Origin of the sequence: Sporofaciens sp. JLR.KK001 (genome assembly GCF_036941055.1) — a bacterium.
Classification (GTDB): Bacteria; Bacillota; Clostridia; order Lachnospirales; family Lachnospiraceae; genus Sporofaciens.
On sequence record NZ_JAYMNO010000001.1, the window covers coordinates 4,156,266 to 4,169,861 of the forward strand.

Below are 13,596 nucleotides of genomic sequence, written 5' to 3' on the forward strand. Positions count from 1 at the left end.
CATGGAGGAACTTCTGACATTCAACTATACGATTCCCGGAGATGATTTTACCCGTGCCGGGGAAGCAAGCAGCAGTGTGAAGAACAAACTAAAGAAGATGGGACTTGACAGCAATACTATCCGCAAGGTCTCGATCGCCATGTACGAAGGAGAGATCAATATGGTCATCCATGCCGACGGCGGTACGATCACGGTTGAGATCTCTTCCGAGAAGATCCGCATGATCCTTGCCGATACCGGTCCCGGGATCGCCGACATTGACAAGGCGATGGAGAACGGCTATTCCACTGCTCCGGAAGAAGTCCGGTCACTGGGCTTCGGCGCCGGTATGGGACTGCCCAATATGAAGAAATATACGGATTATATGAATATAGATTCTACAGTCGGAGTCGGCACCACCGTCACCATGGACGTCCGTCTCTGACAATTTATCAAGGGGGGAGAAGCTTGAACAAATTCATCCATTCTGTACAGCTCGATGAGGAAGCCTGTACCGGATGTATCAACTGCATCAAATACTGTCCGACGCAGGCCATACGCGTACATAACGGGAAAGCAAGCATTACCCCGGAATTCTGCATTGACTGCGGCCGGTGCTTAAGATACTGCCCGCACCACGCGCAGACCGTGTCCTATGATTCCATCCGGGACATCCGCGATTACCGGTATACGGTCGCGCTTCCGGCTCCTTCCCTGTATGCACAGTTTAATAATCTGAAGAATATAGACATCGTGCTCAACGCACTTCTCTCCATCGGATTCAACGACGTGTTCGAAGTCAGCGCCGCCGCAGAACTGGTATCTGAGGCTTCCCGCGCCTATATCCGCGAACACATGGAAGACGCGCCCTTTATAAGCACCTCCTGTCCCGCGGTCATCCGGCTGATCCGTGTGAAATTCCCGACACTGATCCCCCGGCTTCTTCCGATCAAGCCGCCCATCGAGATCGCGGCGGAGATCGCAAGGAAACGAGCTGTCAAGAAGACCGGATATGCTCCTGAGAAGATCGGCATCTTCTTCATCTCGCCCTGTCCGTCTAAGGTCGCCTATGTGAAGTCTCCGCTGGGTATTGGGAAGAGCTCGGTCGACAAGGTGCTGGCGATCAAGGACGTCTATCCTGCCCTTCTGGAACACATGACGGACGATGAATCCCGGTTAAAGCCTCTTGCTTCTTCCGGGCGCATCGGTATCGGCTGGAATAATGCCGGCGGTGAAGCCGCGGGGCTGATTACTGACAATTATCTCGCATGCGACGGGATCATGAGCACGCTGAGAGTATTAAGCGACATAGAAGACGAGAAATTCCACGGATTGAAATTCGTAGAGCTGAACGCATGCGACGGCGGATGTGTAGGCGGCCCGCTGAACGTGGAGAATCCTTATATCGCAATTGCCAAGACCAAGAAGCTGAACCGGATCCTTCCTGTCGCAAGAACCCACTCTAACGATATGGAAGACCTTAAGGATATCGACTACCGCTGGAATGAATGCATCGAATATGAACCTGTCTTCCGGCTTGGAGAATCCTTCCGTGAGAGTCTGGAGATGATGGGGCTTGTTGAAGAACTGACGGAACAGCTTCCGGGACTGGACTGCGGTTCCTGCGGCGCGCCGACCTGCCGCGCGCTGGCAGAAGATATCGTCCGGGGCGAAGCCACGCGTAACGACTGCATCTATATCTTCCATGAATATATCGGTTCCTTGTCAAAAGAGATCTCATTTCTGACACGTTCTCTGAACCTAAGCTGCAGCAATAATGACGATTCGATACACCTTCTGGAAGATTATATCCAGAAGCTTACCACTGAACTAAGCAAGAAGGAGCGATGATTATGATAACCACCCAGACACTGATCGACGCCGGCCTGTTCACCCTGAAGACCGCCGGCGATCCCTCGAAAAATATCGGCAAAGTATTCTGCTGTGATCTTCTGAGCATTGCCATGGGCAGAGCGCCCTCTAAGAGCGCATGGGTTACCGTGATGGGCAACCGGAATACCCTGGCAGTTGCGTCCCTGGCGGACATCTCCTGCATCGTCCTTGCCGAAGGCATAACATTCCAGGACACGGAACTTGACTGTGCCGAACAGGAGGGGATCGCCGTATTTACCACAGAGCTTCCGGTCTTTGACGCCGCGCTTAAGATACAGGAGCTATTGTCATGATACCTCTGTACTACGATCTGCACATCCATTCCTGCCTCTCTCCCTGCGGAGACGACGATATGACCCCTGCCAATATCGCAGGCATGGCAGCCGTCAAGGGACTGGACGTGATCGCGCTGACCGACCACAATTCCTGCAAGAACTGTCCTGCCATCCTGAAGCATGGCGAAGAGTACGGCATCACCGTCATCCCGGGAATGGAATTGACGACCGCTGAGGAAGTGCACGTTGTCTGTCTCTTTCCTGCCCTTGACGACGCAATGGCATTTGACGGGTATGTGTATGAGCGTCTTCTTCCTATTAAGAACAGGGAGGATATTTTCGGAAAACAACAGATCATGGACGCGGACGATCAGGTAACGGGCAATGTAGAACGCCTGCTGATCGGCGCAACAGATATCTCTTTTGATCAGGTATTCGGCCTGGTTGAAGCTTACCGCGGTATCGCGTATCCCGCCCACATTGACAAGTCTACCACAAGCCTCCTGTCTAACTTAGGGTTCGTACCGCCGGACAGCAGTTTTACCTGTGCAGAGATCAGTACATTTGACCATCTGCACCAGATACAGAAGGAACATCCGTATTTTCTGCAATGCAAGATGCTCAGCAGTTCGGACGCACACTATCTGGAGGACATCCGCGAGCCGGATTATCAGATCTATGCGAGGTCGCGGGCGGCAAAGGATATACTTGAAGGGCTTCGCTGACAGTGTTATATTACTTTAGAGTTCTTTCAAGCTTCTTACGGGTCTCTTTTACTTCTGAATGATTGCATCCGCCGGAGCTGATACCGATGGTTAAGTCTCCCTGCCGGACGATCGCCGGAAAATAGAAGTCGCATAGTTCCTTTTTGTGGGATGTATTGACGGGGATCCCGCGCATTCGGCAGTCTTCTATAACCTGTTCGTTGCATACGGGGTCGTCTGTGGCTGCAAGGACCAGGTCTGCTCCTTTTATCAGATCTGCGCGGTAGCTATCCTGTATCCACAGGATGCGTTTCTCTTCATGCAACTGCCGGATCCGATCGGTGGCCTGGGGGGCTGCGACCCGGATATTATCTGCAAATTCCAGCAGAGTCTCTACCCTCCGCTGTGCGATCTTTCCTGCGCCGACGATAAGGATCTTCTTCTGTGATATGTCTGTAAATAATGGAAAATACGGCTTTTTCATATTATACTCTGCCTCTCCTGCTTCTTAACGGCCTTCTAGTACAACGAAAATTAAGTTTTGGATAGTTTGACGCAGAATATTTTCCTGAGAGTGCTGCTTCACAAATGCAGGCGTAGCGGTGGCTACGTCGAGGCTTGGGGAGTAGTGCTATCAGGGAAATAAACAAGTCAAACTGCCAATTACTTAATATTCGTTGTACTAGTATCATAGCATACTTGAAAAATTGTTCAGTCTTTTCCTTCGCTCCCGGTAGTCCGGGAGCACTTCTTCCACAATTCTCCAGAAATCTTTAGAATGATTCATCTCTCTTCTGTGTGCCAGTTCATGTACGACCACATAATCCAGAAGATCCATCGGCATAAGCACAAGCTTCCAGTTGAAGTTAAGATTACCTTTGCTGCTGCAGCTCCCCCATCTTGTCTTCTGCTCCCGGATGGTTATCCTGCCATAAGATATTCCCATCAGCCGGGCATAATGTTCCGTCCGCTCCGGGAGGACCCAAAGCGCCCTTTCAACGCCTTCGCGGCGGATCTCTTCCGTGATGACCATCCTATTTTCCTGCGCCCTATGGAGCTGTTTTTGATTCTTAACGATCCAGTCTTGCTTCTCTCTCAGGAAATCTTCTACCTGTTTTCTGGATATAGAGTATGGAGTCCGCACAACTACTTTTCCGCCCTCTTTGATCTGGATCGCAATCGTCTTGCGGCGGGAACGAATCCATTCATATGTAATCTGCTCCATCTGGATGTACTCCTTGCTTCAATTTTGTTTCACCGCATAGCACGCTATATATTTTCCCTTTGATTTTATAGCTTTCTGCACAATAGTATAAAATCACAAAAGTTTATCCAAACAATTAGCATGCTATGTATTCTGCATCAACCGAAATACCTGCATCACTAATCTGACGCTCCGTCCCCCAGCTCATCGTAAAAGGTATAACCGCATCTTCCGTTCTCTTTGGTATGGTACAGCGCAGTATCCGTCTGACGGAACAAGTCGTCATGGAAGCCCCGCTCGGAAAATGCAATGCCGACGCTGAGCGAATACTTGGGGAAATCTCCCTGGGGATTCTGAAGGATCTCGTTGACCGCGTCAATCTTATCCCGAATGATCTGTTTCTTATCTGCGGTCATCTTTTCCATGATCACCGCGAATTCATCTCCGCCGATCCTGAGTACATAATCTGCTTTTCTGAAATTATCCTCCAGAAGATTCGCAACCTTAATAAGCGCCTGGTCGCCCACATCATGTCCGTAATTATCATTGATCGCTTTGAACACATCCACATCTACCAATAAAAAAGCCAGCTTTTTTACCGGATTGCGGAGACGCTCCTTCAATTGCTCGAATGACTGCCGGTTCAAAAGACCCGTCAGCGCATCCCGTTCCGCCTTCTGCCGGAGCATATTCTGCTGTTCCATAGTCATCTCATATACATTGTTATATGTGGCCGCAAGATATTTAAACTCATAAGCCCCTGTAATCTGCAGAAAATTATTATTCTTAATACAGTTCACATATAAACGGATCGGTCTCAGAATCAGGACCGCGATCATAATATAAGAGAAGATCACCAGCGCTACGATCAGGACCGTATAGATACTCTGGCAGATGAGCGCATTTCTCATCTCATTTTCGCTCTTCGCCTGCCCTTCTTCACAGATCGTGATCACCCTCTCTGTGACAACTGATATATTCTCTTCTATCAGCTTCTTCATATCCCTGTATTCCCCGCTGAACACTAATCCGACGGCAACGTCTGACTTCTCTTCATCTGCGAAGGACAGTTCTTCTTCTGTCAGCGGATAGTCCTTAACCTCCGGCGGAAACATACTTATATCGTCATCTGCAGATAACGCCGCAAGCTTCATGGCGTGCATCTCCATCTCCATAAGCTCATTGGATAATTCCAACGCTCTCCGGGATGCATCCAGAATCTCATCGTCCTTCCCGCCCATGTGTTTTTCAAGCGTTTCAAGCGCCGTATCTCTTCTCTTTGTCTCCTCTACCTCTGTAAAATATTCCTCTACATAGACAGAGTCTTTCGTGACGGCATAGAGACGTACCTGATCCGTCAGGTAATTCGACCCTAACAGTAAATTCTCCGCCTCCTCCTGTATATATATGTATTCCTCTGTCATGTCCGCCAGCTTTTTGTAATCGTGCATTACACGGACGATCCCTTCTCCGATCAGCACAGAGACTATGATCGTAACCGCAACCATCCATAAGCTAAGCGTCTGTATCCGCAGCCCCCGCAGAGTACCTGCATTTTCTTCTGATGTCTGTATACTCACCTTTCGTTACCTGGCCCTTTCATAATTATTTTCTGTATCTCAGTTTATCACAGCAAGGACCATTCTACAAGGCAAAGCCAACCAATATTCTTTTCGCTCCTTCTCTACCAAAACATTTCTTCGGCCCACCGCGCCGCCTTCTCTTCGTACGCTTCTTCTAATTCCGTCAGACGATCCTCTATCTCTTCCGGGTATTCGTCCGAATTGATATTCCCCATGAAAGCATTGATCAATTCATCGCTAAGATGAATCTTCCATGCGCCGCCCTCTCTATACGCCGTAACGTCAATCTCTTCTGTCCAGGTGTTCTCCGTCTCATCGATACAGCGGATCAGGTCGTCATCCCTGTAGTTGATCATATCTCCCACATTCCTGATAAGAGAAGCTGCTCCGATCTCTGTATCTTCGATCATATCCTCCACGATCCCTAATGCATAACGCCCCATCGCTTCCGACATATCTTTGTTGGCAAACGTCATCCTGATCCGGGCCTTATCGCCGTCTTCTTCTATCTCGCCGACTTTCCAGGTCAATTCTTCTACAACCTTCTCTGCAAACCTGTGGTTCTCCCTGTAGTGCCTGCCTTTAAAAAAATGCGTCTGCAATAATTCACTGAATACCTTGTACTCCTTCTCAACCGGAAATCCGATCATATTCAGGCAGGCTCCCTCGTAATTATCCGTACATTCATTAAAGGTCTTAAGATCCAGCCCCTTTATCGCCTCCATCGTCTGCTGCGCCGCCTCCCTTGGGGTATCTGCAGTCTTATTCTTCATCTTCCCGGCGCAGGCCGTAAGAAGAAGAAAAACTGTCAGAAGCACAGCAATTACCACTGTATTTACATGTGTATTCACATGCCTTTTAACCGCCATAGCTTTCCCTTCCGTGCTTCTGTTCCTGCCTGCTTCTGTTCCGTAGTCTCCCGTTCCGTCATATTTTACTGTCCTCATAAGTCCAAACCTCCGTTTTCTGCATATACTTAAAAACCGGATTCCCGAATCCCGTCTTCAAGTATATCTTATTCCTTCCATTCAGACATAGCAATCCGCCGTGCATGAACCGACGGTCAGACAGCATAAAAAGGCGCTAAACAGAACAGTTCGTCTGAGCTGCCGCGCTAAATGTGCAGCACTGCCGAGAAATAAAACCAGCCGTCCTGGCATTTCAGAATGCTTGTACCATGATTCTTCTCGATCACCGAATTAATATTGAGGAATCCTATCCCGTGTTCATCCTTTTCCCTCTTCGTTGTGAGGATTCTCTTTCCTTTTATCACAACCGGCTCTTTCACCGGATTACGCACGGAGACCGTCAGTTCCTCCTTTTCCAGCATCATCTTAAACTGTATGATCTTATTGCCGTCAAGCTTCTCGCAGGCCTCGACGGCATTGTCTAACAGATTCACAAGCAGGGCAACGATATCTTCCTTGCTCATCGTAAGCCCGGACAGATCATTTACCGACATCACCATCGTAATGCCTCTCTCTCTGGCGTATTGGTACTTCTGGTTCAGCACCGTATTGACCACCAGATGATTCGTGTCGACGCAGTCCTCGCCTTTTCGGATGCCGCTGTTCAATTCTTCGATGTAATCAAGGGCCTCCTCAACCTTCCCTGCCTTAAGCATTCCGTGTATACATCCCAATTGATTTTTGTAATCGTGCAGATACCTCCGGCAGCGCGTCTCGCTCTCTTGCGTATTCCGGTACATTTCCATCTGATTTTCTAGCTTCTCCTGCATAAGACGGGCCTTTTGCACCTGCTCCTCCTTCTCCAGGATATTTCCGATAGAATAAAAGGCAAGCACATTGATCACGCAATAACCAACAGCGGCCGCCAGTAGAGCGCCGCTGTCCGCACGGATCGAATCCGTATACCATATATACATTGACAACAGCGTTGTCACCAGAATACTAATCACCGGAAGCCATCCAAAACGGCTCCACCCGGTCCTGCCAAAGCTGTCCGACCAATCCCTGCATTTATAGTGGAAGATAAGCGTCAGGCATATGAGCAGAATATCGCACAGCCAGTCTAACAGACCGGGAATACTCGCATACGGCCGGGGCATCACATAGATCACCGACAGCGCCAGCAGATTCATTACCCAGTAAAGCGCGCACCAGAATACCGCAAGCAGTATGGTCTTTCCAAGGTTCCCCTTATAAAAAATCTGTATGACGATACCAAGCAGTATGACCACCCGGACAGGCTGAAGCAGATGCCCCGGCGCCTCTGTCACGGCAATCAGGAAAAAACCTGCCGCAAACGCCAAAGGCGGCAGACACTCGCTTCGCCCCCTGCGGGGTAAAACCGTCCCGAAAAAGATGCTGCATCCGATCCCTGTAAGCAGACTGCCCGCCAGACTTCTTACGATCATCTCCATCTACATTGCCCCCTTATACGCTACAAACTCTTCCTTCACCTTGCGAAACCGAAGTCTCGGCACCGGAAGTTCCTCTCCCGAGTCCAGGGTCACCAGATAATTACTGATCGTTCTGACATGTTTCATGTTTACAAGGAAACTTTTATGTGTCCTTAGAAACCCATATCCTGACAGCATCTCTTCAATCTTATCCAACTTCTCATAGATCTGGTAAGTCCCAATCTCTTTCTCCATATATAGAAACATACACTTATGTCCCTGACTCTCTATATAGATGATATTATCAGTATACAGTGTTCTCTCGCCCTCGACAAAAGGAAACGTAACCTGACGGATCTGCATCTTCTTCAAGACCGCATCCATGCATTCTGTCATCTGCATCTCAAGAGCATCCTTCATGATATATCGGACCGCCCCGACCTTATATCCTTCCAGCGCATAATTCAGGAATGCGGTCACCAGTACGATACAAGTCTCTGACTGAAACTTACGCATCTCCATCGCCGTCTGGATCCCGTCTATGTCCTCCATGTTGATGTCCAGGAAGACAATATCATATCCGACAAGGTTCTCCCTGTCTGCAAGGAATTCTTCCCCGGAAGAGAAGAGATCTACCGAGGCGTCCAGTCCACAAGTCTTAAGATACAGAAGAAGCTGAGTATGTATTTGCTCTCTATAGTATTTCTCATCATCACAGACTGCAATCTTAAGCATATCTAATCCTTCTCTATTCTCCCCTTCTCAAGGTTAGGGCTGATGAAATTCTCATATGCATACTCCCACAATTCTTCCGATCCATCCCCCGTACTTTGATTCCTCTTAAGTACCTGGCTTAACCGCACTCCGTGTTCGATCCAGCTCTTCCCCTCTGTCGCCGCATTCAGCATCAAGGGCTGAACATGATCCATGGCATGGGCGAATTTCGCCTCTGCCGTCTCCCTTGCTTCAAATTCATCCCACAGCGCACGGAACCTGCTGCCCTGATCCTTCGGCAGAAGGCCGAATATCCTGTCCGCCGCCGCCAGTTCCCTCGCCCTCTTGGTCTTATTGCCCTCTTCGTCATAGGCATAGGTATCGCCGGCATCGATCTCCACCAGATCGTGGATCAAGAGCATCGTCACCGTCTTCAATACATCGATCTCTTCATTAGAATATTCGCTCAAGAGGACCGTCATGATCGCCATATGCCATGCATGCTCTGCGTCATTCTCCTTTCTCCTGGCATCCGAAAGATACGTCTGCCGCCCGATAAACTTCTCCTTGTCAATCTCGCGTATAAAATCAAACTGTTTTTCTATTCTCTCCTTTTCAGCCATATCATCTACCTCCTATTTACAATGCCGTCCCCTTCTTCGGAACAAAAAATGCCGATATATCTACCCCTTCCAAAGCAAGCAGCCGTTTCTTTTTCTCAATCCCGCCTGCATACCCGGTAAGGCTCCCATTCGTCCCCACAACCCTGTGGCAGGGAATGACCAGGGATATGGAATTATGCCCTACCGCTCCGCCCACCGCCTGCGCAGACATCTTAGCAGTCCCATTCTGCTTCGCGATCTTATCAGCGATCTCACCATAGGTCATCGTCTGACCATATGGTATCGTAAGCAAGATGTCCCATACAGATTTACGGAAAGGGGTTGTAACCATCGACATCGGCGGCGTAAAATCAGGTTCTTTTCCGCCGAAATAAATATCGAGCCACTCTTTTACCCCATCAAATACAGGCAGCGGCTTTTCTTCGTAATCCTTTGACAATGTATCTCCAAAGTATTTCTGTCCGTCAAACCAAAGTCCCGTAATCTCTCTGCCATTGCTTGAAACCGTAATACCTCCAAGCGGCGAATCGTAATGATTCATATATATCATATCAGTGTCCTCACAATCCCAATTACCAGCAAATGCACCGGATAGAACCAATAGAAGAACCATTTCGAGAACTTTCTTCCCTTCTCCATCCGCCTGCCGTTATAGAAATACAGGATCACGATCCCCGACAATCCGACTCCAAGCATCCCAAACACCGCATACATCAGATTCATGGCGATCGAGATCCTCCCTATTCCTCCCAAGAATATCATTCCGCCGAACAATACCATCGCCGTAAGAAACGCGGTCCGCTTCTTCCTCTCGGAATCCTTCGCCCACACAAAGAGCACGGTAAATGCCGGCGCAAGCACGGACCAGTCGCAGAACACGCATATCATGAAGATCACTGTGAATCCCAGGACCCTCATCGTCCGCACCTTCTCCTGTTCCAGAATACAGATAAGCAGAAAACACAAGAATAACGTAAATATCATGTTGAATCCTGAAAACTCAATCCAGCTATCCCCGGCAAACGCCATACTATACGGAATCTGTGATACTCCCGCAAATACCAGCAGCCTGCGTGCATATTCCCTCCTGGAATGCGTATATCCATACCCCTCCACCAGAAAATAACACATGGTAACTGCCGTAAAATAACCGATATTCAGAAAGAATTCGTACAACAGCGTTCCCGGTGTCAGGAATACATTAGCAATATGGTTCAGCAGCATGGTAAGCATCGCAAAATACTTGATTACATCTCGGCTCAATATCTTCATAGCTGATTCCATCCCCATATCTCATACGCCGTGTACGGACGGTCAAACCGATAACCCAGGCTCTCAGCAAGCGCCTTTGACCACAGATTCTGCGCATCCCAGCTTGGATATAAGCCCCTCTTAAGACACTCCAATATCAGTTTCGCCCCGCAGACACGGGCAAGCCCTCTCCGCCGATGATCCGGTCTGGTATCAATCTCAATCTCAATTCCTCCCCGATAAGAGGAATAAGACGAAGCGCCCGATACCGGCTCCCCGTCTTCCACTGCAACAACACCTAATCCATATCTCCTGTACATCTCATAATCCGCATACTGCGATACCCAGTCCCGGCACCACTCCCGTTCCTTCGTTCCCTGATCCTCCCGGCACCAATGAAATATATCCTCATCAAGCATTCGAAGAGTATATTCAGCCGGAAGGGCCGAGACCATCTCCTCAAGCTTCCTCCTGCAAAATGTATCCGGCCCCTTGTGAAATGCATACCGGATAACCTTCTTTGCCTTATCCTTGTAACACCCTTCTATCATCTGTGCCCATCCTTCATCCCGGGGCACCATAATGACAAATTCCTGACTGCATCCTTCCGGCCGAAACCGGGTAAGCTCCTCGCTTGGGACTCCCGCCAGAAAACAGAAGTCCCCAAGCAAAGCCATCGCAGATGACGGATTGACCGCATGGTCTGTATAGATCTCACCCATCACACCCTGAAGGCAGGACCAGATCAGGGTTTCCTGCCATCCGGCAAATATCTCTTCTGCTGCCGCTGTACTCTCTGGTTTTCCCATCATCTTCTTCTCTCCTCCCTATCCAATGTTCTCGGCTATCACATGCGGACACTCTCCATCAGCGCAGCAAGTACGCAGATCTGTCCGGCTTGCTGTCCCGGCTGTTCTCCACCGCGCAGGATATCGCCTCATTATAAGTCGGATGCGCCCGCATCGCATACATGAGCTGCGAGGAAGTCAGGCCGTTGGCAATCGCCGTGGCAAGCTCCCCGATCATATCCGTCGCACGGGGACACATGAGCTGCGCTCCTAAGATTACATCACTGTCCGCCGCAAATAATATCTTAATAAATCCCTGTTCCTCTTTGGAAATGATAGACTGCCCGTTCACATCCATCACATATCTTCCGCAGCGAATCGGCACACCCTTCCTTTGCGCCTCTTCTTCCGTGATCCCCACAGACGCAATCTCCGGGTCTGTATACAGGCAGCTCGGCACGATAGAGATGGGGACAAACAGGCAGCTTGGCACCATCTCAACGATAACCGACGGCGGCACATCATTCATACGCTCTACCACATAAGTCGCCTGCGCGGAAGCCACATGCGCAAGCTGGATTCCTCCAACAACATCTCCTACCGCATAGATCCCCGGTATGTTCGTCGCAAAGAAATCGTCCACCACGATACGTCCGTTCTCCATCCTGATCGGCACATCCGGGTCAAACAGCCCTTCTGTATTCGCCGTCCTTCCCACAGATACCAGCACTGCATCCACTTCCGTCTCCCGGTTCTTCCCCTGGTACACGTAGCGGCACTTAAGTCCCTCTTCTTTCTTTGCAACCTCCTCCAGAATGCTTTCCTTATAGATCCGTATCCCACGCTTTGTTAAGATCTCTTCCAGCGTATCTGAGAATTCCTTATCCATATTCGGCAGAAGACGGTCTGATACCTCCACGATCGTCACCTTCCCGCCAAGAGCATTGAACACCGTAGCCAGCTCGATTCCTATCACACCGCCCCCAAGGATCAGGAGCCTTGGATATCTGCTCTCATTTGACAATAGCAATTCCTCGCTTGTCATCACTCCCGGAAGGTCCATCCCCGGGATATCGATCATCCGCGCTTTCGCCCCTGTCGCGATCAGGATATATTTCCCTGTGAAATACTCTGTCATTCCATCCTCCCGCGCAACTCTCACTCTTCTGTCATTCTGTACCGTCGCCGTCCCCCTGACGGAAATAATACCAAGCCCGGCAAATTCATGTTCAAGATCCTTTCTCATGGTTTCCGCGGACAGGCTCTTGTATTCATAGATCTTCTGCAGATCGAAGCCTACGTCCTTGGCATACAGTCCAAACTTCTCACAATCAACCATATCCCGGTACAGCGTTGCCGAATAGATCAGCGCCTTTGTCGGAATACATCCGCGGTTGACACAGGTGCCTCCTACATCCCCTTTATCAATAATTGCGACGGACATCCCCAATTTTGCCGCCTTCTTCGCTGCCACATAACCTCCCGGCCCGGCGCCGATAATAACCAGATCATACTGCTTCCCCATCCTATTGCCTCCTTACTCAATCTGCCAGTCCACCGGCGCGACTCCATGCCCCTCAAGAAATGCGTTGGTCTGACTGAACGGCCTGCTCCCGAAGAATCCCCTGTAAGCCGACAGCGGACTTGGATGAGGCGCCTTCAGTATCAGATGGTTCGGATTCGTCAGCATCTTCTCCTTGCGCTGCGCCGGCGCCCCCCACAGGATGAATACGATCGGCCGGTCCTGCCCGTTAAGCGCCCGGATCGCCGCATCAGTGAATTCCTCCCAGCCGATCCCGCGGTGGGAATTGGCCTGATGCGCCCGTACCGTAAGCACCGTATTGAGCATCAGCACACCCTGCTCGGCCCATTTCGTAAGGCATCCATGCTCCGGGATCCGGCATCCAAGATCATCATGCAGCTCTTGATAAATATTTACCAGAGACGGAGGCACCTCCACCCCCTTCTTCACGGAAAAGCACAGCCCGTGGGCCTGCCCGTGATTATGGTACGGGTCCTGGCCCAGTATCACGACCTTCACATTATGCAGAGGCGTCAGATGAAACGCATTAAAGATATCATCTGACGGCGGAAATATAAGCTTTGTCTTATATTCCTGGTTCACAGTTTCAAATAATTGCTTATAATATGGCTTACGGAATTCATCCTTCAACGCTTCCAGCCAGTCGTTATTAATCGCTGCCATCACTTATCCCCCTT

At 49.7% G+C, this 13,596-nt stretch carries 16 protein-coding genes; 4 read left to right on the forward strand and 12 right to left on the reverse strand.

The window, feature by feature from the left end; translation table 11 throughout:
* Nucleotide 1: 1 nt before the first annotated feature.
* From VSQ62_RS21110 to VSQ62_RS21125, 4 genes are read left to right on the forward strand one after another with little or no spacing between them, the layout of a single operon-like run.
* The gene (locus VSQ62_RS21110; RefSeq protein WP_334636736.1) at nucleotides 2–424 is read left to right on the forward strand and encodes an ATP-binding protein; all 423 of its coding nucleotides are present in this window, start codon (nucleotides 2–4) and stop codon (nucleotides 422–424) included.
* A gap of 23 nt (nucleotides 425–447) precedes the next feature.
* A complete protein-coding gene (locus tag VSQ62_RS21115; RefSeq protein ID WP_334636737.1) occupies nucleotides 448–1,830 on the forward strand; it encodes a [Fe-Fe] hydrogenase large subunit C-terminal domain-containing protein in 1,383 nt (460 codons plus the stop codon).
* A gap of 5 nt (nucleotides 1,831–1,835) precedes the next feature.
* The gene (locus VSQ62_RS21120) at nucleotides 1,836–2,165 is read left to right on the forward strand and encodes a hypothetical protein (RefSeq protein ID WP_334637738.1); all 330 of its coding nucleotides are present in this window, start codon (nucleotides 1,836–1,838) and stop codon (nucleotides 2,163–2,165) included.
* On the forward strand, nucleotides 2,162–2,872 hold the full coding sequence (locus tag VSQ62_RS21125; RefSeq protein ID WP_334636738.1) for a PHP domain-containing protein: 711 nt from the start codon (nucleotides 2,162–2,164) through the stop codon (nucleotides 2,870–2,872). Before VSQ62_RS21120 ends, VSQ62_RS21125 begins: the two co-directional genes overlap by 4 nt.
* 10 nt (nucleotides 2,873–2,882) lie before the next feature.
* Here VSQ62_RS21125 and VSQ62_RS21130 read toward each other — a convergent pair whose 3' ends face one another.
* The 12 genes from VSQ62_RS21130 to VSQ62_RS21185 form a co-directional block, all read right to left on the reverse strand.
* Complete coding sequence (locus VSQ62_RS21130; RefSeq protein WP_334636740.1) at nucleotides 2,883–3,335, reverse strand: precorrin-2 dehydrogenase/sirohydrochlorin ferrochelatase family protein; 453 nt, start codon at nucleotides 3,333–3,335, stop codon at nucleotides 2,883–2,885.
* 204 nt (nucleotides 3,336–3,539) lie between these two features.
* Nucleotides 3,540–4,076 (reverse strand): M48 family metallopeptidase, encoded by a 537-nt coding sequence (locus VSQ62_RS21135; RefSeq protein ID WP_334636741.1) that lies wholly within the window; start codon nucleotides 4,074–4,076, stop codon nucleotides 3,540–3,542.
* Nucleotides 4,077–4,234: 158 nt separating this feature from the next.
* Nucleotides 4,235–5,635 (reverse strand): GGDEF domain-containing protein, encoded by a 1,401-nt coding sequence (locus tag VSQ62_RS21140; RefSeq protein ID WP_334636742.1) that lies wholly within the window; start codon nucleotides 5,633–5,635, stop codon nucleotides 4,235–4,237.
* A gap of 104 nt (nucleotides 5,636–5,739) precedes the next feature.
* Nucleotides 5,740–6,585 (reverse strand): hypothetical protein, encoded by an 846-nt coding sequence (locus VSQ62_RS21145; protein ID WP_334636744.1) that lies wholly within the window; start codon nucleotides 6,583–6,585, stop codon nucleotides 5,740–5,742.
* A 167-nt stretch (nucleotides 6,586–6,752) separates the two neighbouring features.
* The gene (locus VSQ62_RS21150) at nucleotides 6,753–8,021 is read right to left on the reverse strand and encodes a sensor histidine kinase (protein ID WP_334636745.1); all 1,269 of its coding nucleotides are present in this window, start codon (nucleotides 8,019–8,021) and stop codon (nucleotides 6,753–6,755) included.
* Complete coding sequence (locus VSQ62_RS21155) at nucleotides 8,022–8,735, reverse strand: LytR/AlgR family response regulator transcription factor (RefSeq protein WP_334636746.1); 714 nt, start codon at nucleotides 8,733–8,735, stop codon at nucleotides 8,022–8,024.
* Between the two features lie 2 nt (nucleotides 8,736–8,737).
* Nucleotides 8,738–9,337: an HD domain-containing protein gene (locus tag VSQ62_RS21160; protein WP_334636747.1), complete on the reverse strand. Its 600-nt coding sequence runs from the start codon at nucleotides 9,335–9,337 to the stop codon at nucleotides 8,738–8,740.
* A 16-nt stretch (nucleotides 9,338–9,353) separates the two neighbouring features.
* Entirely contained in the window at nucleotides 9,354–9,887 is a 534-nt protein-coding gene (locus VSQ62_RS21165) for a methylated-DNA--[protein]-cysteine S-methyltransferase (RefSeq protein WP_334636749.1), read from the reverse strand.
* Nucleotides 9,884–10,609, reverse strand: a complete 726-nt coding sequence (locus VSQ62_RS21170; protein ID WP_334636750.1) for a TraX family protein — start codon at nucleotides 10,607–10,609, stop codon at nucleotides 9,884–9,886. The genes VSQ62_RS21165 and VSQ62_RS21170 overlap by 4 nt, the downstream gene beginning before the upstream one ends.
* Nucleotides 10,606–11,400 (reverse strand): GNAT family N-acetyltransferase, encoded by a 795-nt coding sequence (locus tag VSQ62_RS21175; RefSeq protein WP_334636751.1) that lies wholly within the window; start codon nucleotides 11,398–11,400, stop codon nucleotides 10,606–10,608. The genes VSQ62_RS21170 and VSQ62_RS21175 overlap by 4 nt, the downstream gene beginning before the upstream one ends.
* Nucleotides 11,401–11,455: 55 nt before the next feature.
* Nucleotides 11,456–12,901, reverse strand: a complete 1,446-nt coding sequence (gene lpdA, locus VSQ62_RS21180) for a dihydrolipoyl dehydrogenase (protein ID WP_334636752.1) — start codon at nucleotides 12,899–12,901, stop codon at nucleotides 11,456–11,458.
* Nucleotides 12,902–12,913: 12 nt separating this feature from the next.
* Nucleotides 12,914–13,582, reverse strand: coding sequence for a uracil-DNA glycosylase (locus VSQ62_RS21185; protein ID WP_334636753.1), 669 nt, complete (start codon nucleotides 13,580–13,582; stop codon nucleotides 12,914–12,916).
* Between the last annotated feature and the right edge of the window lie 14 nt (nucleotides 13,583–13,596).